This window comes from Actinoplanes palleronii (assembly GCF_016862315.1).
GTDB lineage: Bacteria > Actinomycetota > Actinomycetes > Mycobacteriales > Micromonosporaceae > Actinoplanes > Actinoplanes palleronii.
Map to the genome: position 1 here is coordinate 97,846 of NZ_BOMS01000073.1, position 22,874 is coordinate 120,719.

A 22,874-nucleotide genomic window follows, 5' to 3' on the forward strand; every position below is an offset into this window, starting at 1 on the left:
CAAGTCGATGCCGTCGTCGTAATGTTCGGGAAATGTTGCCGCCCCCGCACGGTGACTACAAGGGGCTTGGCTACTAGTCAGTAACCCACATCACTTGATCTTGTTAACGCAGCGTGATGTTGCTGTCCCGGGTGTCCGAAATTCCTGCAGCAAACCGGACAACCGGCCTCGATCCACGACCGGCGTGGTGACCGCGGGTTATGACGCATCGTCGGTTACGGATCGGTAACGAAATCCAGAGAACTCTCAGAAACGGGTTTATCCGACCGCTACGGCGAGGTGAACCGCCGGTCCGGGGGATGTTGATCTCCACCGAATGGGCTGCCCCGCTCATGTGCCGACCGCTCCCTGCCGATGTGAGAAGCATGATCGTGTCCGAGGAGCGCGGCCGATGAGCCTGCAGCGCCGGCTCAACCTGGGCTTCGCCGCCCTGTTGGTGCTGTTCACGGCGTTCCTCGTGGTGCAGTTCGGCGTCGGCGCGCAGCTGCGCGAGGACCATCACCGGCGCAATGACCGGATCGCCGCGGCCCGGGAGGCCAACCGGCTCGCCCTGCAGCGGATGACCGACGCGGAGACCGGGCTCCGGGGGTTTCAGCTCACCGGCGAACGGCTGTTCCTGGAGCCGTACCAGAACGGCCGGGGCGCCGCCCTCGTCGTCCTGGCCCGGGCGGCCGCGCAGACCCGCGACCGGCAGGCCGTCGAACTGCTGGGGGCCGAGCGGCAGGCGGTCGACGACTGGCTCGACCAGTACGCCATCCCGATCGCGACCGGCGGCTCGCCGGTCGGTATGCCCAGCAACGCCCTGGGCAAGCAGCTCTTCGACCGGCTGCGGACCGTGAACAGCGCCGCCGACGACGCGATCGCCGCCGAGTGGCGTTCCGAGGAGACCGCCGACCGCCGGATGGAACGGACGCTCGCGATCTCGTCCGGCGCCCTGGTGGTGGCCGTGCTGATCGCCGGATACCTGCTGGTCCGGGTCAGCCGCCGTCAGCTGCTGGTCCCGCTGGCCCGGGTCGGCGACACCATCCGCCGGCAGGCCGCCGGGGACCGCTCGGCCCGCGTCGCGGTCGACGGCGCCGTCGAACTGCGCACCGTGGTCGACGCGCTCAACGACCTCGCGGCGCAGACCGAGGAGCTGCTCGCCGCGGAGAAGACCCGGTCGGCCCGGGCCGGGCTGCGCCAGACGGTCGCCGCCGAGCTGCAGCGGGAGGACACCGACCCGGCGATCACCGGATACCGGGTGGTCGCGCAGATCGGCGCCGCGCTCGGCGCGGGCACCGTGCGCAGCCGGCTGTACGTGCCGGGCACCGGGCAGGTCGCCGTGTGCTGGCCGGCCGGTGCCCCGGACCTCGACCCGGCGATCGTCGACGGTCTGTCCGACGGGCCGGTCGGTGAGCCGGTGACGCACGCCGACGGCGGGCTGTCCGTCACCCTGGGTGGCGACGCCGAGTGCCCGGGCGGCTACCTCTACGTCTGCCGGGCCGACGGGCCGGACCGGATCGACCCGTCGGAGCGGCGGGTGGACGCCGCTTCGTCCGAGCGGCGGGAGGACGCCGCGGCGTGGACCGAGTCGGAGCGGCGGCTGCTCGCCGGGGTGGCCCGGGAGATCGAGCGGGCGCTGCGCCAGCAGAGCGTCCGGGTGCACCAGGACCTGCTGATCAGCGAGCTGCGGATGCTCGACCAGCGCAAGGACGTCTTCATCCAGACCGTCACCCACGAGCTGCGCACCCCGCTGACCAGCATCCTGGGCTACACCGAGATGCTCGCCGAGGACGACGACGAGCTGTCGCCGACGCAGCGCCGCTCGGTCAACGCGGTGCTGCGCAACGCCCACCGGCTGCAGAACACCATCGGTGACCTGCTGCTGCTGGACCGGCCGGCCACCGCGGCGGACACGCTCACCGAGCCGGTCGACCTGTCCGCGCTGACCGCCGCGGTGCACGCCGAGTTGGGTACGGCGGCGCAGGCCAAGGAGCTGCGGGTCACCGTCGCCGCCGAGCCGGCCTGGGTGCGCGGCGACCGGACGCAACTGCAGCGGGCGCTGCGCAAGCTGGTGGAGAACGCGATCAAGTTCACCCCGGCCGGCGGCAGCGTGACCTGCCGGTGCGGCGCGGACGAGGAGACCGTCACGATCGTGGTCATCGACACCGGGATCGGCATCCCGGCCGCCGACGTGTCCGGGCTGTTCACCCCGTTCCACCGGGCCGGCAACGCGATGGACCAGGCGGTGCAGGGGCCCGGGCTGGGGTTGGCGATCGTCCGGGACATCGTCCGCGACCACGGCGGGTCGATCTCGGTGGAGTCGGTGGTGGGGCGGGGCAGCACGTTCACCGTCACGCTGCCCGCCGTGCCGGTGCCGGCCCCGGTCCCGGTGTCCTAGAGCGCGTGGACCGACAGTCCGGCCAGGTCAGCGGTCCGGTGGGTGATCAGCAGGACGGTCCGCTCGCCGGCCGCCTGGAGCAGGTCGCGGACCAGTGCGCCGGCCGTGGCGTCGTCCAGGTGCTCGCCCGGCTCGTCCAGGATCAGCACCCGGGCGCCGGTGAGCAGCAGCCGGGCCAGCGCGAGGCGTCGCCGCTGCCCGCCGGAGAGCGCCAGGCCGTGCTCGCCGACCAGTGTCTCCAGCCCGTCCGGCAGGGTGTCCACCCAGTCCCGCAGCCGGGCGCCGGCCAGCGCGCCGAGCAGGTCGGCGTCGGTGGCGCCGGGCCGGGCGATCCGCAGGTTCGCGCCGATCGTGGTGTCGAACAGGTAGGCGTCCTCGGGCAGGTAGCCGACGATCTCCCGGACCCGGGCGGCCGGGATGTCCCGCAGATCGGTGCCGTCCAGGGTGATCCGGCCGGTGCGCGGGTCGAGGAACCGGACCAGCAGCGCGGCGATCGTGCTCTTGCCGGACCCGCTCGGCCCGACCAGGGCGACGCGCGCGCCGGGCGGCAGGTCCAGATCGAGTTCGGTCACCGCCAGGCGATCGGCGGTCCAGGCGGCCGTCACGCCCGCCATTTTCAGATGCGGCACTCGGGTACCGATCGACGCCGTTGAGCCCGCAGCGTGGATCTCAGCGGGCCAGTCGAGTGGATCAGCGGCGACGGTCGGAACCGTTGCGTCCTTTCCGCTGAGCGGGTCCGGGACGGACCAGATCTCGGTGAGGCGGCGCAGCGAGGTCCGGGCGGTCGCGTACCGCTGAGCGGCGGCCGGCAACGGCCCGGCGATCTCGAAGACCGCGAGGGGCGTGAGCACCACCAGGGCGAGCAGCTCGCCGGGCAGGCTGCCGGCGCGCACCGCGGCGGCCCCGGCGAGCAGCCCGGCCAGCACGCTGACGCCGGTGCCGAGGGCGGTCACCGCGGCGCCGACCCCCGCGGTCGCCGCGGAGCGCCGCGAGGCCGAGGTCAGTCGGGCGTCCAGGTCCGCGAGCCGCTCGCGGCGGTTCTCGACTGCCTCGTACGCCAGCAGGTCCGGCATCCCGTGCACCAGGTCGACGACGCCGGTGGCCAACTCGGCCCGCAGCGGCGCCAGGCGCCCGTCGGCCCGGCGCGCGGCGGCCCGCTGCAGCAGCGGCACCAGCACCCCGGTGACCAGCAGCGCGGCGGCCAGGGTGAGCCCGGCGACCGGCACCAGCGCGCCGATCACCAGCACCGAGGCGAGCCCGACCACGGCGGCCACCGCGTAGGGCAGCAGCACCCGGGTGACCAGGTCGAGGACCGCGTCGACGTCGGCGGCGAGCCGCTGGGCCAGGTCGGCGCGGCGGAAGTCGGCCAGCCCGGCCGGTGCGAGCACCTCGAGGCGCCGGTAGAGGCCGACCCGCACGCCGGCCAGGATCCGGAACGCGGCGTCGTGCCCGATCAGCCGTTCCAGGTAGCGCAGCACGCCACGGCTCAGGCCACAGGCGCGGACCGCGACGATCGCCACCATCAGGTGCAGGACCGGCGGGTGCAGCGCGGCGCGGGAGATCAGCCACGCGGAGATCGCCGCGAGGGCCACCGCGGATCCGGCCGCACCGGCTCCGGCGAGCACGGCCAGGGTGAGCCGTCCCCAGGCGGGGCGCAGGACGTGGTAGGTCGAGAGCGTCATGACCGTCCCGCGGGGAGGAGTTGGGGAGCGCCGACCTCGATCACGCGGTCGGCCAGGCTGATCAGTTCCGGTCGGTGGGCCGCCATCAGCACGGTCCGCCCGCGGGCCAGCTCACGGATCGCGGCCATCACCCCGGCCGCGGTGGCCTCGTCGAGGTTCGCGGTCGGCTCGTCGAGCAGCACGATCGGCGCGTCCCGCGCGAACGCCCGGGCCAGCGCCACCCGCTGCCGCTGCCCGGCGGACAGTCCGGTCCCGGCGTCACCGAGCACGGTGTCGTAGCCGTCCGGGAGCCCGGCGGCGAACTCGCTGACCCCGGCCGCCTCGGCAGCCGCGCGGATCTCCGCCTCGGTGTGGCCGGCGTCGAGCGCGATGTTGTCCCGCAGCGACGCGGCGAACAGGTGCGGGCGCTGCGGCACCCAGGCGATCGTGCGCCGCCAGGCCGCCCGGTCCAGCTCGGCCAGGGGCACCCCGCCGACGGTGACCTGCCCGGCGGCCGGGGTGGCGTACCCGAGCAGCACCGACAGGGCGGTGGACTTGCCGCACCCGGACGGGCCGGTCAGCGCGACCACCTCGCCGGGCAGGATCGTCGCGGTGAGGCGCAGGGCGGGCTCGGCACGGTCCGGGTAGCGCACCTCGACGCCGTCGAAGACGATCGGGCCGGAGACCGGCGCCCGGGTCCCGTCCGGCGCGGCCGGTTCGGCCAGGATCGCGAAGACCTCCTCGGCGGCGGCCAGCCCCTCGGCGCTGGCGTGGTAGTTCGCGCCCACCTCGCGCAGCGGCCGGTACGCCTCCGGCGCCAGGATCAGCACCAGCAGCGCGGTGCTCAGGTCCAGGTTCCCGGAGACCAGGCGCAGGCCGATGCCGACCGCGACCAAGGCCACCGACAGGGTGGCCAGCAGCTCCAGGACCAGCGAGGAGAGGAACGCGGTCCGCAGCGTGCGCATGGTCTGTTCGCGCTGCTCGGCGCTGATCCGCCGGATGATCCCGGCCTGGGCCCGGGACCGGCCGAGCAGTTTGAGGGTGGGCAGCCCGGCCACCACGTCCAGGAAGTGGTGCGAGAGCCGGGCCAGCAGCCGGAACTGCCGCCGGTTCTGCGCCTCGGTGTGCATCCCGACCAGGGCCATGAAGACCGGGATCAGCGGGAGGGTGACCGCGATCGTGACGGTCGCGGTCAGGTCGGCGGGCAGCAGCCGGACCAGCACGATGCCCGGCACCAGCACGGCCAGCACCAGCTGCGGCAGGTACTTGGCGAAATACCCGTCGAGCGCGTCCAGGCCGTGGGTGACCAGGGTGGCGACCTCGCCGGCCGGTCGGCGCCGGGCGGGACCGAGCGCGACCAGGTGGCCGAGCAGCCGGCCGCGCAGCTCGCTCTTGACCGCGGCCGCCGACCGGGCCGACGCGAGCTCCTGCAGCCAGGCCACCCCGGCCCGGCCGAGGACGGTCAGGGCCAGCAGCAGCCAGGCCGGGTGGCGGCCGTCCAGGAAGACCGCGGTGATCGCGCTCGCCAGCAGGGTGGCCTGGGCGACCAGCAGCACGGCGTGCAGACCGCCGAGCACGACGGTCGCGGCCAGGTAGGCCCGGGTGCTCCGGGCGTACCTCAGCAGCCGGGGGTCGAGCGGCTTCACGCCGGGATGTCGCTGAGCTTGAGGCGCTTGCGGAACACCCAGTACGTCCAGCCCTGGTAGAGCAGCACGACCGGGGTGAAGAACACCGCCACCCAGGTCATCACCCGCAACGTGTACGGCGTCGACGACGCGTTGTGCACGGTCAGGCTGTTGGCCGGGTCGAGCGTCGACGGCATCACGTCCGGGAACAGGGTCACGAACAGCGCCGCGACGGCGAGCACCAGCGTCGCCGCGGTGGCCAGGAACGCCCAGCCCTCGCGCCGGGCCCGGGTCAGCGGGATCGCGGCGACCAGGGTGAGCGCGGCGAGCACCGAGACGGCGATGCCCCACCCGTCGCCGTGCGCGATCCCGGTCCAGAGCAGGAACCCGGCCGCGACCGGCACCGCGACCATGGCCATGGTCTCGGCGATCTGACCGGACTGCTCGCGCATCGGCCCGTCCGTCTTGAGCGCCAGGAACACCGCGCCGTGCAGGGTGAACAGCGCCAGCGTGGTCAGCCCGCCGAGCAGGGCGTACGGGTTGAGCAGGTTGACGAATCCGCCCACGTACTCGTGCCGGGCGTCGAGCGGCACGCCGCGCAGGATGTTGCCGAACGCGACACCCCAGAGCACCGCCGGCACGAGACTGCACACGAAGATCGAGATGTCCCAGCGTTTGCGCCAGGTCACGCCGTCGCGCTTGCCGCGGTACTCGAACGCCACGCCGCGCACGATCAATGAGACCAGGATCAGCAGCAGCGGCAGGAAGAAGCCGCTGAACAGGGTGGCGTACCACTCCGGGAACGCCGCGAAGGTGGCGCCGCCGGCGACGATCAGCCAGACCTCGTTGCCGTCCCAGACCGGGCCGATCGTGTTGATCGCCAGGCGGCGGGAGCGATCGTCCCGGCCGACGAACGGCAGCAGGATGCCGACGCCGAAGTCGAAGCCCTCGAGCAGGAAGTAGCCGGCCCAGAGCACGGTGATCAGCAGAAACCAGAAGGTGGTGAGTTCCATGGATGTCGTCCTCAGTACGCGAAGGCGAGCGGCCGGTCCTCGGCCTCGTCACCGGGGTCAGCGGGGATCTCGGGGGCGCCGGCTCCGGCGTACTTCAGGAACAGCCCGACCTCGATCACCGCGAGCACGCCGTAGAGCACGGTGAGCACGATCAGGCCAGTGGCCGCCTCAGTCGTGGAGACCGACGGGCTGCCCGAGTCGGCGGTCTTGAACAGGCCGAACACCGTCCAGGGCTGGCGGCCCATCTCGGTGAAGATCCAGCCGAACGAGTTGGCCAGCAGCGGCATCGCCACCGTGCCGATCCCGGCGATCCACAGCCAGCGGCTCCGGGCCCGGCGCTCGCCCCGGTTGAACCAGAGCGCCGCGAGGGCGACCAGCATGGCCAGCCCGCCGAACCCGATCATCAGGCGGAACGACCAGTAGGTGACCGGCACGATCGGCGTGTAGTCGCCCTCGCCGTACGTCTGCTGGTATTGATCTTGAAGGTCGTTGATCCCTTCGACCTCGCCGGCCGGGGTGCCGGTGGCCATGAAGGACAGCAGCGACGGGATCCGAACGCTCCAGACCTCCTGCCTGCCGTCCAGCGAGCCGATCGTGAAGACCGAGAACGAGGCCGACTCGGTGTTCTCGTAGAGCGCCTCGGCGGCGGCCATCTTCATCGGCTGCTGCTCGGTCATCACCCGGGCCTGCAGGTCACCGGTGATCAGCACGCCCAGCCCGGCGATCAGCACCACCCAGGCGCCCAGCCGCAGCGACGGCCGGAACACCTCCTCCTGGTGGCCCTTGCGCAAGTGCCAGGCGCTGACCGCGAGCAGCAGCGCGCCGGCGGTCAGGAAGCAGGCGGTCAGCGTGTGCGGGACGGTGACCAGTGTGGTGCTGTTGGTCAGCACCGCGCCGATGCTGGTCAGCTCGGCCCGGCCGTCGCCCATCGTCCAGCCGACCGGGTGCTGCATCCAGGAGTTGGCGGCCAGGATGAAGTACGCCGAGAGCATCGTGCCGAGCGAGGCGAGCCAGATGGTGGCCAGGTGCAGGCGCTTCGGCAACTTGTCCCAGCCGAAGATCCACAGGCCGAGGAACGTGGACTCCAGGAAGAACGCGAGCAGGCCCTCGATGGCGAGCGGGGCGCCGAAGATGTCGCCTACGAAGCGTGAGTAGTTCGACCAGTTCATCCCGAACTGGAACTCCTGCACGATGCCGGTGACCACCCCGATCGCGAAGTTGATCAAGAAGAGTTTGCCCCAGAACTTGGTCGCCCGGAGGTAGTGCTCCTTGCCGGTCCGGACCCAGGCGGTCTGCAGTCCGGCGACCAGGGCCGAAAGTCCGATCGTTATCGGAACGAAGATGAAGTGGTACACGGTGGTTATTCCGAATTGCCACCGCGATAGGTCGAGCGAATCCACCGAAGATCCTTTCCGCAACGTCCCCATGAGCCTTGACCAGGTGATACCCGTCGATCAGGGCCAAAGGTCCCGACTGCGGACCACACAAGGTCCCGCCCGGAACCGTCTTTCGAGAATCCAAGATCCGAAACACGCGGCGCGTAGCGTACGAACGTGGATCTGCACACGGTTACCGAAGTGATCAGCCCCGCGGCACCCGGCATGTGGCGGCCCGGCGACGCCTGGCTGGGCGGCGGCACGGCGCTGTTCGGCGAGCCACGTCCACACGTCTCCCGGCTGCTCGACCTGCCCTCGGCCGGCTGGCCGTCGCTGACCGTGCGTGACGACGGGGTGGAGGTCGCGGCCACCTGCACGATCGCCGAACTGGCCGCCCGGCTGAAACGGCACCGGATCGTCGGGCAGTGCTGCCACTCGTTCCTGGCCTCCTTCAAGATCTGGAACGTGGCCACGGTGGGCGGCAACCTGTGCGCCGCGCTGCCGGCCGGCCCGATGATCTCGCTGGGCTCGGCGCTGGACGGGGTGTGCACGCTGATCGGCCCGGCCGGGGACGAGCGCCGCGTCCCGGTCGCCGAGTTCGTCACCGGCGACGGGCGGACGGTGCTCCGGGACGGGGAGCTGCTGCGCTCGGTCCTGCTGCCCGCGGCGTCGCTCCGGTCGCGTACGTCGTACCGAAGAGGGTCTTTGCATCAGCACGGACGGTCCGCGGCCCTGTTGATCGGCCGGGCGGAGCCCGGAGGCGGCCTGACGCTGACGGTGACCGCCGCGACCCGCCGGCCCTGGGTGTTCCGGTTCGGCGCGCCGCCGTCGGCGGGCGACGTGGAAGCGGCCGTGGCCACCATCCCGCCGGACGCCTACACCGACGACATCCACGGCCGCCCGGCCTGGCGGATGCACTTGACCAGGTTGTTCGCGGAGCAGATCAGGACGGAGATAGGGGCATGACCGCCTGCACCGAGCGGCACCTGGCCGCACCGAATCATGATCTCGCAGGCGAGGGCCGGAAGGGCATGCCGAAGGAGGGCGCAGCATGAGCGTGGAGATCAACGGAACGTCGCACGAGCGTGCGCCCCGGCCCGGCCAGTGCCTGCGCACCTACCTGCGCGAGGAGGGCTGCTTCGGGGTCAAGAAGGGCTGCGACGCCGGCGACTGCGGCGCCTGCACGGTGCACGTCGACGGCGAGCCGGTGCACTCCTGCGTCTACCCGGCGTTCCGCGCGCAGGGCCGCCGGGTCACCACCGTCGAGGGCCTGGCCCGCGGCGACGAGCTGCACCCGGTGCAGCGCGCGTTCCTCGACGCGCAGGGCTTCCAGTGCGGGTTCTGCACGGCCGGTCTGATCATGACGACCGCGGCGCTGACCGAGGAGCAGCACGACGACCTGCCGCGCGCGCTGAAGGGCAACCTGTGCCGGTGCACCGGCTACCGCGCGATCGCCGACGCGGTCGCCGGCGTGGACAACCTGGCCACGCCCGGCCCGGGCTGCGCGGTCGGCGCGGCGCTCGGCGCACCGGCCGGCCCGCAGGTGGTCACCGGCACCGCCCGGTACACGTTCGACCTGGATGTGCCCGGCGTGCTGCACCTCAAGGTGCTGCGCTCGCCGCACGCGCACGCCCGGATCGTCGCGGTGGACACCTCGGCCGCGTTCCAGGTCGACGGGGTCGAGGCGATCCTCACCCACAAGGACGCGCCGGACCGGCTCTTCTCCACCGCCCAGCACGAGAACGTGGCCGAGGACCCGGCCGACACCCGGGTGCTGGACGAGGTGGTCAGGTTCGTCGGCCAGCGTGTCGCGGCGGTCGTGGCGACCAGCGAGGCGGCCGCCGAGGAGGCCTGCCGGCGGCTGCGCGTCGAGTACGAGATCCTCCCGGCCGTGCTCGACCCGGCCCTCGCGCTGGCCGGCGGCGCGCCGCTGGTGCACGGCGACAAGCTCGACCGCAACGTGATCGGCGAGCTGCACGCGTCGATGGGTGACGTGGCCGGCGGGTTCGCCGCCGCCGACGAGGTGTACGAGGCGACGTTCCGTACCGCCCGGGTGCAGCACGCCGCGCTGGAGACGCACGGGGCGGTCGGCTGGCTCGACGACGACGGCCGCCTGGTGATCCGGTCCAGCACGCAGACCCCGTTTCTGACCCGGCGGGCCGTCGCGTCGCTCTACGACCTGCCCCTCGACCGGGTCCGGGTGATCGCCGGCCGGGTCGGCGGCGGCTTCGGCGGCAAGCAGGAGATGCTGGTCGAGGACCTGGTCGCGCTCGCCGTGATGCGCACCGGCCGGCCGGTGAAGTGGGAGTACACCCGCTCCGAGCAGTTCTACGGCTCGACCACCCGGCACCCGTTCACGGTGACCATGAAGGCCGGCGCGACACGGGACGGCACGCTCACCGCGCTGACCCTGGACGTGCTGGTCGACGCCGGGGCGTACGGCAACCACAGCGCCTCGGTGATGTTCCACGGCTGCCACGAGTCGGTCGCGGTCTACAGGTGCGCGAACATGCGCACCGACGCGCACGCCGTCTACACCAACACCGTCCCGGCCGGCGCGTTCCGCGGCTACGGCCTGGGCCAGGTCACCTTCGCCGTCGAGTCGGTGCTCGACGAGGTGGCCCGCAGGATCGGGATGGATCCGGTCACGTTCCGCGAGCTGAACGTGGTCCGCGACGGCGACGACCTGACCGCGCCCGGCGACCACGTCGAGGACCTGGGCATCGCCAGTTACGGCCTGGACCAGTGCCTCGCCCGTCTTCGTGCCGCTGCGGCGTTGCCGGACGATGCCCCGGACGGCTGGCTGGTCGGCGAGGGCATGGCGATCGCGATGATCGCGGCCGGTCCGCCCGGCGGGCACTTCGCCGACGCCACCGTCCGCCGGCTCCCCGGCGGACGTTTCGAACTCTCGGTCGGCACCGCCGAGTTCGGCAACGGCAGCACCACCGTGCACGCCCAGATCGCCGCGGACGAGCTCGGCGTCACCCCCGACAAGATCGTGATCCGGCAGTCGGACACCGACGTGGTCAAGCACGACACCGGCGCGTTCGCCTCCACCGGCGTGGTGGTGGCCGGGAAGGCGGTGCTGAGGGCGGCGCGCGCGCTGCGCACCGAGGGGGGCGAGGTCGCGCACGGGCACTTCGACGGGACACCCCGGTCGGTGGCGTTCAACGCGCAGTGGTTCCGGGTCGCGGTCGACCCGGACACCGGTGAGCTGCGGATCCTGCGCAGCGTGCACAGCGCCGACGCCGGCACCGTGATGAACCCGCTGCAGCTGCGCGGGCAGATCGAGGGCGGGGTGGCGCAGGCGCTCGGCGCGACCCTTGCCGAACACGTGGACCTCGACGAGACCGGGGCGGTCACCACGACCACGTTCCGGCAGTACCACCTGCCGACGTTCGCGGACACCCCGCGGACGGAGGTGCACTTCGCGGCGACGGTGGACAGCATCGGGCCGCTCGGGGCGAAGTCGATGAGTGAGAGCCCGTACAACCCGGTCGCTCCGGCGCTGGCCAACGCGCTGCGGGACGCGATCGGGGTGCGGATGACGGAGATCCCGTTCACCACCGACCGGATCTGGCTCGCGATGCAATAGGTAGCGCCTGCGCCCGCCGTGCTGCTCGCGGTGGCCATCGCGCCCGGCCGCCCGGCCGCATCGGCCGCGTCGGCTGCTCGGCTGCATCGGCCGCCCGGCCACATCGGCCGCCCGGCCACATCGGCCGCCCGGCCACATCGGCCGCCCGGCCACATCGGCCGCGCCGGCCGCCCGGCCACATCGGCCGCCCGGCCGCGACGATCCGGCCGCCTGACCCGATGGTCGTCCGGCTTCCTGTGCGACCCGGTCGGTCGAGGGGCAGGGCATTCCACCGCGGGGATCGGGGCGCCTGGTCTGGTAACCCAGCCTCCTAGGATGCCAGAGAGGCGGTAAGTGCCGCCTCTCTGGACGCTGTCGGCTGCCGGGTGGTGGGTCGCTGCTGGCGGCCCCGCTGGGCGTCGCGCGAGCGGGTGCTGGCTGGGCGTCGCGCGAGCGGGTGCTGGCTGGGCGTCGCGCGAGCGGGTGCTGGCTGGACGTCGCGCGAGCGGGTGCCGGCTGGTCTTCGGTGGTCTCCTTGGGTCAGGTCACCCCGGCCTGCGGCTTCCTGGTGAGGGCGAACGGGCCTGGCCGGCGGTGCCGCGCGCGGTGGGGGGCTTCGTTTCGCGGTGTGGTTTCGTTGCTGGGGGTTTGCGGCTAGATTGCGGGGAGGTGATCGATGACCCTGGATGGCTGCGATGGCGGATCGGCTGCTTGCGGAACAGTTCCAGATCGTGACCGACCCCGTCGCGGACTCCGTGGCGCTCTCGGCGATCTTCGCGGTGCTCTCGCTGCTCACTCTCTTTCTCCTGCTCGGGGTGTTCCGGGTCCGGGCCTGGCTGGCCGGGGTGGTGTCGCTGGTGGTGGCGCTGATCGTGGCGGTCACCGTTTATGCGATGCCGGTCGGTCAGGCGCTGTTGTCGGCGTCCGAGGGCGCCGCGTTCGGGTTCTTCCCGATCCTGTGGATCGTGATCAACGCGATCTGGGTCTACAACCTGACCGTGGTCAGCGGCCACTTCGACGTGCTGCGCCGCTCGATGGAACGGGTCAGCCCGGACATGCGGATCCAGGCGATCATCGTGGCGTTCTGCTTCGGGGCATTGCTCGAAGCGCTCGCCGGGTTCGGCACCCCGGTCGCGGTGACCGTGGTGATGCTGATGGCGCTCGGCTTCCCGCCGCTGCGGGCCGCTGCGGTCGCGCTGATCGCGAACACCGCGCCGGTCGCGTTCGGCGCCCTGGCGACACCGATCACCACGCTCGGCACGGTGACCGCCGGCGCGAGCACCGACCCGCGCCTGAACACCGACACGCTCGGCGCGATGGTCGGCCGGCAGACGCCGATTTTGGCCCTGGTGGTGCCACTGGTCCTGGTGGCCGTCGTGGACGGTCGTCGCGGGATCCGGCAGACCTGGCCCGTCGCTGTTGTCGCGGGCTTCGTTTTCGCAGTCGGCCAGTTCCTCGCGTCGAACTACATCTCCGTTCCCCTCACCGACATCATCGCCTCCCTGGCGGCAGCCGCCGCGGTCGTCCTGCTGCTGCGCTTCTGGCAGCCCTCGGAAACCCCGGACCTGTCCGAGGAGGTCAGCCGAGAGCGCTCGCCGGCGTCCCTCACCACCGTCGGCCGGTCGGCTGGCACCGTCGGCCCAGCGGCCGGCTCCGCCGGTCCGGCGCGTGGGTCGGGTTCCGGAAATCCGTCGGGAGCCGCAGATGGGCGGGGTGGTGCGAGCACCGAGGACGGGCCGGGCGGCGCGGGCACCGGGAGCGGCCCGGATGCTGCGGGCGCCCCAAACAGGTCGGGCAACGCGGGCGGCGCGGGCAATGCGGGCGACCCGGGTGGGTCGGGCGATGCGGGGACTGCGGGCGGGTCGGATGGCGCGGGCGCTGGGGGTGGGGCGGCGTTGGGCGGTCCGGAGGCGGCCGGTGGGGCGGGCGGCGATCGGGCGCGGCCGGATCGGGCCGCGGATGAGTCCGCGAGGGCCGGGCAGGGTGTGGCCGGGCGCGCTGAGGGCGGCGTTGCGGGGCGTGATGCGCCGGTGGAGGTTGCGCGGGCCTATGCGCCCTATCTGATCATCATCGTGATTTTTGCGGTGGCTAACCTCGGGCCGGTCAAGGAGGCGCTGGCCGGTGAGCCGTGGACGGTGGTCTTCAGGTGGCCCGGCCTGGATGTCGTCGGGGTCAACGGCAAACCCCTGGCCTCGACCAACTTCACCTTCGGCTGGCTGCCGGCGGCCGGCACGCTGATGGTGATCGCCGGTGTGTTGACCACGGTCGTGCTGCGGGTCCGGCCCGGTGCGGCGCTGCGAGCCTACGGAAGGACCTATGTCGAGCTGCGGCATGCCATCGTCACCGTGATGGCCGTGCTGGCCCTGGCCTACGTGCTGAACCAGTCGGGCCAGACCAGCACCCTCGGCGCGTTCCTGGCCACGGCCGGCAGTGTCTTCGTCTTCCTCTCCTCGATCCTCGGGTGGATCGGGGTGGCCGTGACCGGCTCGGACACCTCGGCGAACGCCTTGTTCGGCGCGTTGCAGGTGCAGACCGCGGCGAAAGCCGGACTGGACCCGCTGCTGCTCGCCGCCGCCAACTCCTCCGGCGGGGTGCTCGGCAAGATGGTCAGCCCGCAGAACCTGGCGATCGCCGCGGGCGCCGTCGGGATGGCCGGTCGGGAAGGCGACATCTTCCGCAAGGTGGTGCTCTGGAGCGGGGTGCTGCTGCTCCTGATGTGCGTAATCGTCACTCTGCAGGGGACACCGGTGCTGGATTGGATGGTCCCGTCCGAGTAGTCCGGCCGAGATTTGCCGGAACGGGGGCTGAACCGGGTGGCACCGGAGGCGGTACACAGGCAAGTAGTAGCCGTGTGACCACCGTCCGTGAGGAGCGCGCACATGACCGCCGCCGACCTGATCCTGATGGCGGATCGGATCCACACCCTGCTTCCCGGTCCACAGCCGACCGCGATCGCCGTCGCGGACGGGGTGATCACCGCGGTCGGCGACCGGGCGGACGTCCGTGACTGGCGCGGCCCCGGCACCGAACTGATCGAGCTGGGCGCCGCCACGATCACGCCGGGCCTGGTCGACGGGCACGCGCACCCGGTGATGGGGCTCAGCATGACCCGGGGCGTCGACCTGTCCCAGGTGCGCACCCGCGACGAGCTCACAAAGACGCTGCGTGCCGCGGCCGGCCCGGCCGGGGAATGGCTGGAGGGATTCGGGCTGGACCCGAACGCGTTCGAGGGCGCCCCGGTCACCCACGCGCCGCTGGTGGAGGCGCTCGGGCCGGACGTGCCGGTCTTCCTGGTGCTCTTCGACGCGCACTCGGCGCTGGTCAGCCCGCGGGCGCTGGAGATCGCCGGGATCACCGGGCCGCGGGAGTTCGCCTCCGGGGCGAGCGTGGTCTGTGACCCAGCCGGGCGGCCGACCGGGCACCTGCTCGAACTCGAAGCGGCGATGGTGGTGCACGAGATGCTGCCGGCGGACGACCCGTGCGATCGGCGCGCCCGGCTGCGCGACCTGATGAACCGGATGGCGGCCAGCGGGCTGACCTCGGCCAACGCGATGGATTTCGGGCTGGACTCGCTGGAGTTGTTCCGCGACCTGGAGGCCGACGGTGACCTGCCGCTGACCTGGCGCTGCGCCCCGTTCGTGATGCCCGGCGACGGTCTGGAGCAGTGTGTCGAGCAGCAGCGGCTGAGTGGCCGCCGGTGGCGGGTCGAGGGCGCCAAATTCATGATCGACGGAACCATCGACGGTGGCACGGCCTGGCTCGACGAGCCGGACACGCACGGCGAGTCGACGGCCTGTTTCTGGCCCGACCCGGCCGAATACGCCGCGGCGGCCGGACACCTCGCCGGGCACGGCATCCCGATCGTCACGCACGCGATCGGCGACGCCGGCATCCGCTACGTCCTGGACACCCTCGCCGGGCTGCCCCGGCCGCGGGTGCCGCACCGTGTCGAACACTTGGAGACCATGCCGTCCGAGCTGGTCGCACGGTTTGCCGAGCTGGACGTGACCGCGAGCATGCAGCCCACGCACTGCACGCATTACACCCGGGCAGACCACACCGACAACTGGTCGCGGCGGCTCGGCAAGAAGCGCGCCGACCGCGCTTTCCGGGCCCGTGACCTGCGGGATCAGGGTGCTCGGCTGGCGCTCGGGTCGGACTGGCCGATCGCGTCCTTCGACCCGCGCGGGATCATGGCGGCGGCCCGGCTGCGGCGGCCGGCCGGTGCGCCGGAGGTGGAGCCGATCCTGCCGGACCAGGCGCTCACCGCCCGGATGGCCCTCGAGGGATACACCACGCAGGCTGCGGCCGCCGCCGGGCGGACCGACATCGGCCGGATCGCGCCCGGCTTCCGGGCCGACCTGTCCGCCTTCACCCTGGACCCGTTGACCGCCGGCCCGGACGAATTCGCCGAGTCTGCGGTCCCGCTGACCGTTGTGGACGGCACCGTCGCCCATCGCTCCTGACCCGCGTCCCACATCGGAAACCCGCCCTCGGCAACCAGCCTGAACCTTCCCCTTGGGTCAGAGTCAAGCCGCCCGAGAGGCCGGGCCATGGCCGAGGGCGGGTCCGGGCCATGGCCGCCCGAGGGGCCGGGAGAAGACCGCTCGAGAGGCCGGGGCCGTGGCCGCCCGAGGGGCCGGGCCGAGACCGGTCGTGAGGCCGGGCCGAGGTCGGCCCCATGCCGGAGCGAGGCTGGAGTAAGACCTGTGTAAGGCCGGCGAAAGGTTCGGGTAAGGGCAGGTCAGCGGGGGGCGCTCAGCGCGGGCGGGCGAAGCGACCCGGGCTCACCCCGAGGATCCGTTTGAAATGCCGGATCAGGTGGGGCTGGTCGTAGAAGCCGCTGCCCACCGCGACCGCGGGCATCGGCTGCCCGGCCAGGATCAGGCGGCGGGCCAGGTCGACGCGGCGGGAGATGACGTACTGGTGCGGGGTCATGCCGAACTCGCGCCGGAAGGACCGGACCAGGTGCGCCGGCGCGAAGTGCAGCGTGGCCGCGGCCGTGCGCAGTGGCAGGCCCGGCACGATGTGCGCCTCCAGCAGCTCGCGGAGATCCCGGGCCGCGCCACCGTGCGGCGGTGGCGCGGGGTGGTCGCCGAGCCGGCTGCGCAACCGTTCCAGGGCGACGGTGAGCAGGTCGTCGGCGGCCGGTTCGTCGCCGGGGGAGCGGACCAGCCGGTGCACCGTCGAGATCATCCGGTGCAGCGCCGGGTCGGCCAGTGCCGGGGTGTCCACGGACGCGCCGACCAGGTTGCCGGGCAGGTGACCGGGTTCCAGGTAGAGCACGCGTTTGCGGAAGCCGTGCCGGTCGGCGGCGGTGCCGTTGTGCGGAACCCTGGGTGGCAGCAGGGTGACCATCTCGCCGAACGCGCCGCGCTCGTGCCGGTCCAGGTCGTAGCGGACCGCGCCGTCGTCGACGAGCAGCAGCGTCCAGGTGTCGTGCGCGTGCATCGGGTACGCGTGCGCGCCGAACCGGGCGTGCAGCACCTCGGCGACACCGTCCAGCGGGGGTCGCCACGCGCGGATCGACGGGCCCGGCAGCACGTCACGATCGTACAAGACCCGCAGGTGGGGGACGGTCGACGATGAGTGGCATGACCGGATTCACCACCAAGATCGCTGTCCTGCTCCGCGACGACCTGCTCGTCTGGCAACGCCTCAACGTCACCGCTTTCCTGGTCTCCGGGCTGGCCACCGCCCAGCCGGAGACGCTCGGTCAGCCGTACGTCGACGGCGACGACGTCGAGTACCTGCCGATGTTCCGCCAGCCGGTGCTGGTCCTCGAGGGCGGCAAGGAACTGCTGCGCGAGGCGCACACCCGGGGGCTGGCCCGGGGCGTACAAATGTCGATATTCACGTCGGATCTCTTCGCCACCGGCCACGACGAGGCGAACCGGGCCGCGGTCCGGGCGGTGCCCACCGCGGGGCTGGACCTGGTCGGGCTGGCCGTGCACGGACCTCGCAACGCCGTCGACAAGGTGCTCAAGGGTGCGTCGATGCACGGTTGAGTTCCGGTTAACGGTCCCGCTCACCGAGGCGCAACCGCGCGGTGCCGAGACTCGGGGGCATGAGGACATTCGTACGATATGGGGTGGCCCTGGCGGTCGTGCTCACGCTGGGTCCGGCGGCTTGCGGGAAGACCGGAGGGCCGGAGCCGTCGGCGGCCGAGCTGGCCCAGGCGAATCAGCACAACGCGTGCATGCGCAGCGCGGGTGTCGACGTCCCGGACCTGGACGACATCGACGAGGCCGGTGGGTTCACGCTCAACACCAAGGACCCGAAGACCCTGGCCGCGCTGTCCGCGTGCGCCCGGCTCGCGCCGCCCGGGCATCGGGAGGGCGACCCCGATCCGGCGGTCGAGGAGCACGCCCTCCGGCTCGCCGAGTGCCTGCGCCAGCACGGGATCCGGGCCGAGGATCCGGAGACCGGCGGCGATCCGGCGGTCCACCTGGCGCAGGGCGCGACGTATCCGCAGCAGCAGCTCGTGGACGCGTTCACGGTCTGTGACAAGGAGGTGCCCCGGTGAGACGCCGCCTGCTGCTGGCCGGCGGGGTGGTGGTGCTGGCGGCCGGCGGCGGCTGGCTGCTCTGGCCGGACCGGAGCGCGCCGGTCGCGGCGTCGACCGGGAGCCTGCCCGCCGTCGAGGTGCGGCGTACCGACCTGAGCAGCACTGCCGAGGTTGCCGGGACGCTCGGGTTCGGTGCGAGCCGCGGCGTGCTGGGGGAGGGGCCCGGCCGGATCACCTGGCTTCCGGCGGCCGGCGCGGTGCTGCGGCGCGGGAACCGGGTGTACGGGGTGGACGGCGTCGCGGTGCCGCTGTTCTACGGCTCGACGCCGTTCTGGCGTGAGCTGCGGGCCGGGGTCACCGACGGCTACGACGTGCTGGAGCTGGAGCGCAACCTGGCGGCGCTCGGCCACGGCGCGGAACTGACCGTGGATCGCGACTTCACCGGCGCCACCGCCGCGGCGATCCGGGACTGGCAGCAGGATCGGGGGCGGAGTCGTACCGGGGTGGTCGCGCCCGGTGACGTGGTGGTCCAGCCGGGCGCGGTCCGGGTGACCGCGGTGCGGGCCACGCTCGGCGGGCCGGCCGGTGGCACGGTGTGCACGGTCAGCGGCACCCGGCGGCAGGTCACCGTGGAGCTGCCGGTCAGTGACGCGCCGGCGCTGGCCCGTACCGGCGCGCGGGTGCGGGTCACGCTGCCGGGTGGTGCGCGGGTGACCGGCACGATCACGGCGGTCGGCACGGTGGCGACCGGGTCCGCGACGCAGGAGGCGCGCCTTCCGGTCACCGTGACGCTGCCGGAGGCCGGGACCGCGGGTGCTTTCGACGGCGCGCCGGTCACTGCCGCTTTTCAAGGCTCGGTACGCCGGGGAGTCCTGGCGGTGCCGATCACCGCGCTGCTCGCGACGTCACCCGACCAGTACGCCGTCGAGGTGCTGGACGAGTCCGGGACGGTGCGCTCGGTACCCGTACACCTGGGGATTTTTGCCGGGGACGACGTCGAGGTGACCGGCGACCTGGCACCGGGAATGCTCGTCAGGGTGCCGCGGACATGAGCCTCGTCGAGCTGAACCGGGTGACCAGGACGTACCCGGGAGGGGTGACCGCGCTGCGCGACGCCTCGCTGACCGTGCGGGACGGTGAGCTGATCGCGATCGTCGGGCCGTCCGGTTCCGGCAAGTCCACGCTGCTGCAGCTGATGGGCACTCTGGACACGCCGACCAGCGGGTGGGTGCTGCTGCGCGGGCACGACGTGGCGCTCCTGCCGGACCGGCGGCTCGCCGCGATCCGGGCCCGCTGGATCGGTTTTGTCTTCCAGCAGTTCTTCCTCACCGCGCACCTGTCCGCGCTGGACAACGTGGCGACCGGGCTGCTCTACCACGGTGTCGGCGCACGACGGCGCCGCGTGCTGGCCGCCGCGGCGCTGGACCGGGTCGGGCTCGGGCACCGGCTGACGCACCGGCCGCACCAGCTCTCCGGCGGCGAACGGCAGCGGGTGGCGATCGCCCGCGCGGTGGTCGGCGACCCGCCGCTGGTCCTCGCGGACGAGCCGACCGGCAACCTGGACACCGCCTCCGGTGCCGGGGTCCTCGACCTGCTCGCCGCCCTGAACCGGGACGGCACCGCGGTCGTGGTGATCACCCACGACCGGGACGTGGCGGCCGCGCTGCCCCGCCGGGTCGCGATCCGCGACGGCTCGGTCTCGGTGATCGCATGATCAGCCGGTCAGGAAACGACGGTGATCGCATGATCAATTTGCCGGACGATGGTCGTCGCTTGAGCACCTTGCCGGAGCCGGCGCGGCTTCGCCTCGTCGATCTGGCCGCGGTCGGGCTCGGCGGGCTCTACGGACGGCCGCTGCGGGCGGTGCTGTCCGCGCTCGGCATCGCGATCGGGGTGGCCGCGATGGTCGGCCTGGTCGGGGTCAGCACGGTCAGCCGGGCCGCGCTGCTCGCCCAGATCGAGAAGCTCGGCACGAACATGCTGACCGTCTCGGCCGGCAGCACGCTGACCGGGGGAACCGGCCACGCTGCCGGCGACCGCGGAACGGATGGTCGCGCGGATCCCGGGCGTGACCGGGGTGTCCGCGACCGGGCTCGTCGACACCGTGACGGTGCGGCGCACCGACAAGATCGACATCGCCACCACCAGCGGGATCACTGTGCAGGCGGCCCGGCCCGGGCTCTTCGGCGCGCTCGGTGCCACGGTCCGCTCCGGCACCTTCCTGAACGCCGCGACCAGCCGCTATCCCGCCGTCGTGCTCGGCGCGACGGCAGCCACCCGGCTCGGCATCGACCGGGCCGGTGGGCACGTCCACATCGGCGGGCGCTGGTTCCTGGTGGTCGGGGTCGCCGACCGGGTACCGCTCGCCGCCGAGATCAACCGGTCCGCGCTGATCGGCTGGGAATACGCGCGCACCCTCGGCTTCGACGGTCAACCCACCACAGTGTACGAACGGTCCAGCGACGACACCGTCACCGCGGTGCGTGAGCTGCTGCCCGCGACGGTCGACCCGGAGCACCCCGAGCAGGTGACGGTGTCCCGCCCGTCCGACGCGCTGCTCGCCGGCGCCGAGGCGGAGCGCACGCTGAACGCGCTGCTGTTCGGGCTGGGCGGGATCGCGCTGCTGGCCGGTGGCGTCGGGATCGCGAACATCATGGTGATCGCGGTGCTCGAACGGCGGCAGGAGATCGGGCTGCGCCGGTCGCTGGGTGCCACCCGCGGGCAGATCCGGCTGCAGTTCCTCACCGAGTCGGTCACCCTGTCGGCACTCGGCGGCCTGGCCGGGGTGCTGCTCGGGCTGGCCGTGTGCGCGGTGTTCGCCCTGGTCAAAGGGTGGCCGCTGGCCGTGCCACTGCCCGCGGTCGCCGGTGGTGCGCTGGCCGCGGTGCTGATGGGGGCGGTCGCCGGGATCTATCCGGCGCGGCGGGCGGCGCTGCTCACGCCGACCGAGGCGCTGGGCTCGTGAACACGACCCGGACGGTCAGCCCGCCGTCCGGGTTCGCTGTCGCGTCGACGGTGGCGCCGTGCGCGTGGGCGATGGCGGCCACGATGGACAGGCCCAGTCCGGCGCCCTCGCCCCGGCCGGTGCGGTCGGGGTGCAGGCGGCGGAACGGTTCGAACAGCTCGGGGACGCGCTCCGGTCGTACCATCGGGCCGGTGTTGCCGACCAGCAACCCGGCGGCGTCCCAGCGGACCTCGACCACGCCGCCGGTTTTGTTGTAGCGGATCGCGTTCTCGACCAGGTTCGCGACCAGGCGGGTCAGCAGGACCTCGTCGCCGTGCACGCCGACCGGCGTGATGCCGCTGCTGATCGTGACCCCGGCGGCGGTGGCGGCCGGGCGGTGCTCCTCGACGACCTGCTCGACGACGTCGCCGAGGAGCACCGGGCCCGGCGCCTGCAGACCCCGCTCGCCCTGCGCGAGCTCCAGCAGGCCGGTGATCAGGCGTTCCGAACGTTCGGTGTTGCGCAGCATCGCGGCGCGGACCTCGGCCAGCCGCTCCGGGGAAGGGTCGTCGAGGCCCACCTCGATCGCGGTGCGCTGGATGGCGAGCGGGGTGCGCAGCTCGTGCGAGGCGTTCGCGATGAACCGGCGCTGGCTGGCCACCGCCTGCTCGAGCCGATCCAGCATCGCGTCGAACGTGTCGGCCAGCTCGCGCAACTCGTCCTGGCGGCCGTCCAGCGCGATCCGCTCGTGCAGCGTGGCGACCGACAGGCGGCGGGCCGCGGCGTTGATCCGGGCCAGCGGGCGCAGCAGCCGGCCGGTCAGCCACCAACAGACCACGAACGCCAGCACGGTGACCGCGGCGATCGCGACCAGGGTGAGATGGCGTTGCGCGTCGGAGAGGTCCTGCTGCACCTTCTCCATGCTCCGGGGCCGGTTCGGCGGGAACGCGGGTGGCGAGCCGGTCGCCCCGACGAACGGGACATCACCGACCGTCTCGTCGAACACGCGCAGCTGAAGCTGCTCGACGACGAGCAGGAAGAACGAGCTGACCAGGGCGAAGAGGCCGCCGTAGAGGAGGGTCAGCCGGGTACGCAGCCTCATATCCGGTAACCGCCGCCGGGGACGGTGATGATCACGGGCGGGTCGCCGAGCTTGGCGCGCAGTTTACTGACGGTCACCTTGACCACGGTGGTGAACGGGTCGATGTGTTCGTCCCAGGCGCGTTCCAGCAGCTCCTCACTGCTGACGGCGCGGCCGCGGGCCTGCATCAGGACTTCCAGTACGGCGTACTCCTTGCGGGACAGCGGCAGGTAGCGTCCGTCGCGGTGCACCTGGCGGCGGGCGGTGTCCAGGGTCAGCCCGGCGAGCTCGAGCACCGGTGGCAGGGCCGGGACGGTGCGGCGGCCCAGCGCCCGGACCCGGGCGACCAGCTCGTCGAAGGCGAACGGTTTCGGCAGGTAGTCGTCGGCGCCGAGGTCGAGCCCGGCGACCCGGTCGTGGACGGTGGCGGAGGCGGTGAGCATCAGGATCCGTACCCGGGAGCCCTGGGCGACCAGCTGGCGGCAGAGGTCGTCGCCGTGGATGACCGGCAGGTCGCGGTCGAGGACCAGCACGTCGTAGTCGTTGACCGCGAGGCGTTCGTGGGCGGCGGCGCCGTCGTGGGCGATGTCGACGGCCATCGCTTGTTTGCGCAGGCCCTCGGCGACCAGATCGGCGAGGAACTCTTCGTCTTCCACCACGAGGATCCGCATACCGCCATCACCTCATCCGGAGGGTCACGCGCCGGTTAACG

16 protein-coding genes and 1 pseudogene are annotated in these 22,874 nt (G+C 72.7%); 10 read left to right on the forward strand and 7 right to left on the reverse strand.

All coding sequences use genetic code 11. From position 1 onward, the window contains the following. The first annotated feature begins 391 nt into the window (after positions 1-391). The gene (locus tag Apa02nite_RS24250; RefSeq protein ID WP_203827022.1) at positions 392-2,380 is read left to right on the forward strand and encodes an ATP-binding protein; all 1,989 of its coding nucleotides are present in this window, start codon (positions 392-394) and stop codon (positions 2,378-2,380) included. Here Apa02nite_RS24250 and cydC read toward each other — a convergent pair. The 4 genes from cydC to Apa02nite_RS24270 are packed head-to-tail and all read right to left on the reverse strand — an operon-like array spanning position 2,377 to position 8,079. After that, entirely contained in the window at positions 2,377-4,062 is a 1,686-nt protein-coding gene (cydC, locus tag Apa02nite_RS24255; protein ID WP_203827023.1) for a thiol reductant ABC exporter subunit CydC, read from the reverse strand. The two genes, Apa02nite_RS24250 and cydC, sit on opposite strands and share 4 nt — an antisense overlap. Further along, positions 4,059-5,687, reverse strand: a complete 1,629-nt coding sequence (cydD, locus tag Apa02nite_RS24260) for a thiol reductant ABC exporter subunit CydD (protein WP_203827024.1) — start codon at positions 5,685-5,687, stop codon at positions 4,059-4,061. Before cydD ends, cydC begins: the two co-directional genes overlap by 4 nt. Further along, positions 5,684-6,679 (reverse strand): cytochrome d ubiquinol oxidase subunit II, encoded by a 996-nt coding sequence (gene cydB / locus Apa02nite_RS24265; RefSeq protein ID WP_203827025.1) that lies wholly within the window; start codon positions 6,677-6,679, stop codon positions 5,684-5,686. Before cydB ends, cydD begins: the two co-directional genes overlap by 4 nt. An 11-nt stretch (positions 6,680-6,690) precedes the next feature. After that, positions 6,691-8,079, reverse strand: coding sequence for a cytochrome ubiquinol oxidase subunit I (locus tag Apa02nite_RS24270; RefSeq protein ID WP_203827026.1), 1,389 nt, complete (start codon positions 8,077-8,079; stop codon positions 6,691-6,693). A 153-nt stretch (positions 8,080-8,232) separates the two neighbouring features. Between Apa02nite_RS24270 and Apa02nite_RS24275 the strand changes: the two genes are divergently transcribed. The 4 genes from Apa02nite_RS24275 (at position 8,233) to Apa02nite_RS24295 (ending at position 16,095) form a co-directional block, all read left to right on the forward strand. After that, a complete protein-coding gene (locus Apa02nite_RS24275; protein WP_203827027.1) occupies positions 8,233-9,021 on the forward strand; it encodes an FAD binding domain-containing protein in 789 nt (262 codons plus the stop codon). Between the two features lie 85 nt (positions 9,022-9,106). Continuing rightward, positions 9,107-11,650, forward strand: coding sequence for a molybdopterin-dependent oxidoreductase (locus Apa02nite_RS24280; RefSeq protein WP_203827028.1), 2,544 nt, complete (start codon positions 9,107-9,109; stop codon positions 11,648-11,650). Between the two features lie 665 nt (positions 11,651-12,315). Next, on the forward strand, positions 12,316-14,406 hold the full coding sequence (locus Apa02nite_RS51170) for an L-lactate permease (protein ID WP_239164533.1): 2,091 nt from the start codon (positions 12,316-12,318) through the stop codon (positions 14,404-14,406). 102 nt (positions 14,407-14,508) lie between these two features. After that, complete coding sequence (locus Apa02nite_RS24295; RefSeq protein ID WP_203827029.1) at positions 14,509-16,095, forward strand: amidohydrolase; 1,587 nt, start codon at positions 14,509-14,511, stop codon at positions 16,093-16,095. Positions 16,096-16,387: 292 nt separating this feature from the next. On the opposite strand, the gene Apa02nite_RS24300 is transcribed toward Apa02nite_RS24295, so the two are convergent. Next, a complete protein-coding gene (locus Apa02nite_RS24300; RefSeq protein ID WP_203827030.1) occupies positions 16,388-17,173 on the reverse strand; it encodes a helix-turn-helix transcriptional regulator in 786 nt (261 codons plus the stop codon). A 50-nt stretch (positions 17,174-17,223) separates the two neighbouring features. On the opposite strand from Apa02nite_RS24300, the gene Apa02nite_RS24305 reads away from it, so the two are divergent. The 5 genes and pseudogenes from Apa02nite_RS24305 to Apa02nite_RS24325 all read left to right on the forward strand — a co-directional run bounded on the left by Apa02nite_RS24305 (position 17,224) and on the right by Apa02nite_RS24325 (position 21,102). Continuing rightward, positions 17,224-17,637, forward strand: coding sequence for a DUF2000 domain-containing protein (locus Apa02nite_RS24305; protein WP_198171255.1), 414 nt, complete (start codon positions 17,224-17,226; stop codon positions 17,635-17,637). Between the two features lie 59 nt (positions 17,638-17,696). Beyond that, complete coding sequence (locus Apa02nite_RS24310) at positions 17,697-18,155, forward strand: hypothetical protein (RefSeq protein WP_203827031.1); 459 nt, start codon at positions 17,697-17,699, stop codon at positions 18,153-18,155. Beyond that, positions 18,152-19,189 carry a peptidoglycan-binding protein gene (locus tag Apa02nite_RS24315; RefSeq protein ID WP_203827032.1) on the forward strand — a complete coding sequence of 346 codons (1,038 nt, stop codon included), beginning with the start codon at positions 18,152-18,154 and terminating at the stop codon, positions 19,187-19,189. Before Apa02nite_RS24310 ends, Apa02nite_RS24315 begins: the two co-directional genes overlap by 4 nt. Then, entirely contained in the window at positions 19,186-19,851 is a 666-nt protein-coding gene (locus tag Apa02nite_RS24320) for an ABC transporter ATP-binding protein (RefSeq protein ID WP_203827033.1), read from the forward strand. The genes Apa02nite_RS24315 and Apa02nite_RS24320 overlap by 4 nt, the downstream gene beginning before the upstream one ends. 29 nt (positions 19,852-19,880) lie before the next feature. Then, positions 19,881-21,102: pseudogene (locus Apa02nite_RS24325) on the forward strand (ABC transporter permease). Here Apa02nite_RS24325 and Apa02nite_RS24330 read toward each other — a convergent pair. Together Apa02nite_RS24330 and Apa02nite_RS24335 are read right to left on the reverse strand one after the other, a co-directional pair. Beyond that, the gene (locus Apa02nite_RS24330) at positions 21,074-22,183 is read right to left on the reverse strand and encodes a sensor histidine kinase (protein WP_203827034.1); all 1,110 of its coding nucleotides are present in this window, start codon (positions 22,181-22,183) and stop codon (positions 21,074-21,076) included. The pseudogene Apa02nite_RS24325 and the gene Apa02nite_RS24330 sit on opposite strands and share 29 nt — an antisense overlap. After that, positions 22,180-22,833 (reverse strand): response regulator transcription factor, encoded by a 654-nt coding sequence (locus tag Apa02nite_RS24335; RefSeq protein WP_203827035.1) that lies wholly within the window; start codon positions 22,831-22,833, stop codon positions 22,180-22,182. Before Apa02nite_RS24335 ends, Apa02nite_RS24330 begins: the two co-directional genes overlap by 4 nt. Between the last annotated feature and the right edge of the window lie 41 nt (positions 22,834-22,874).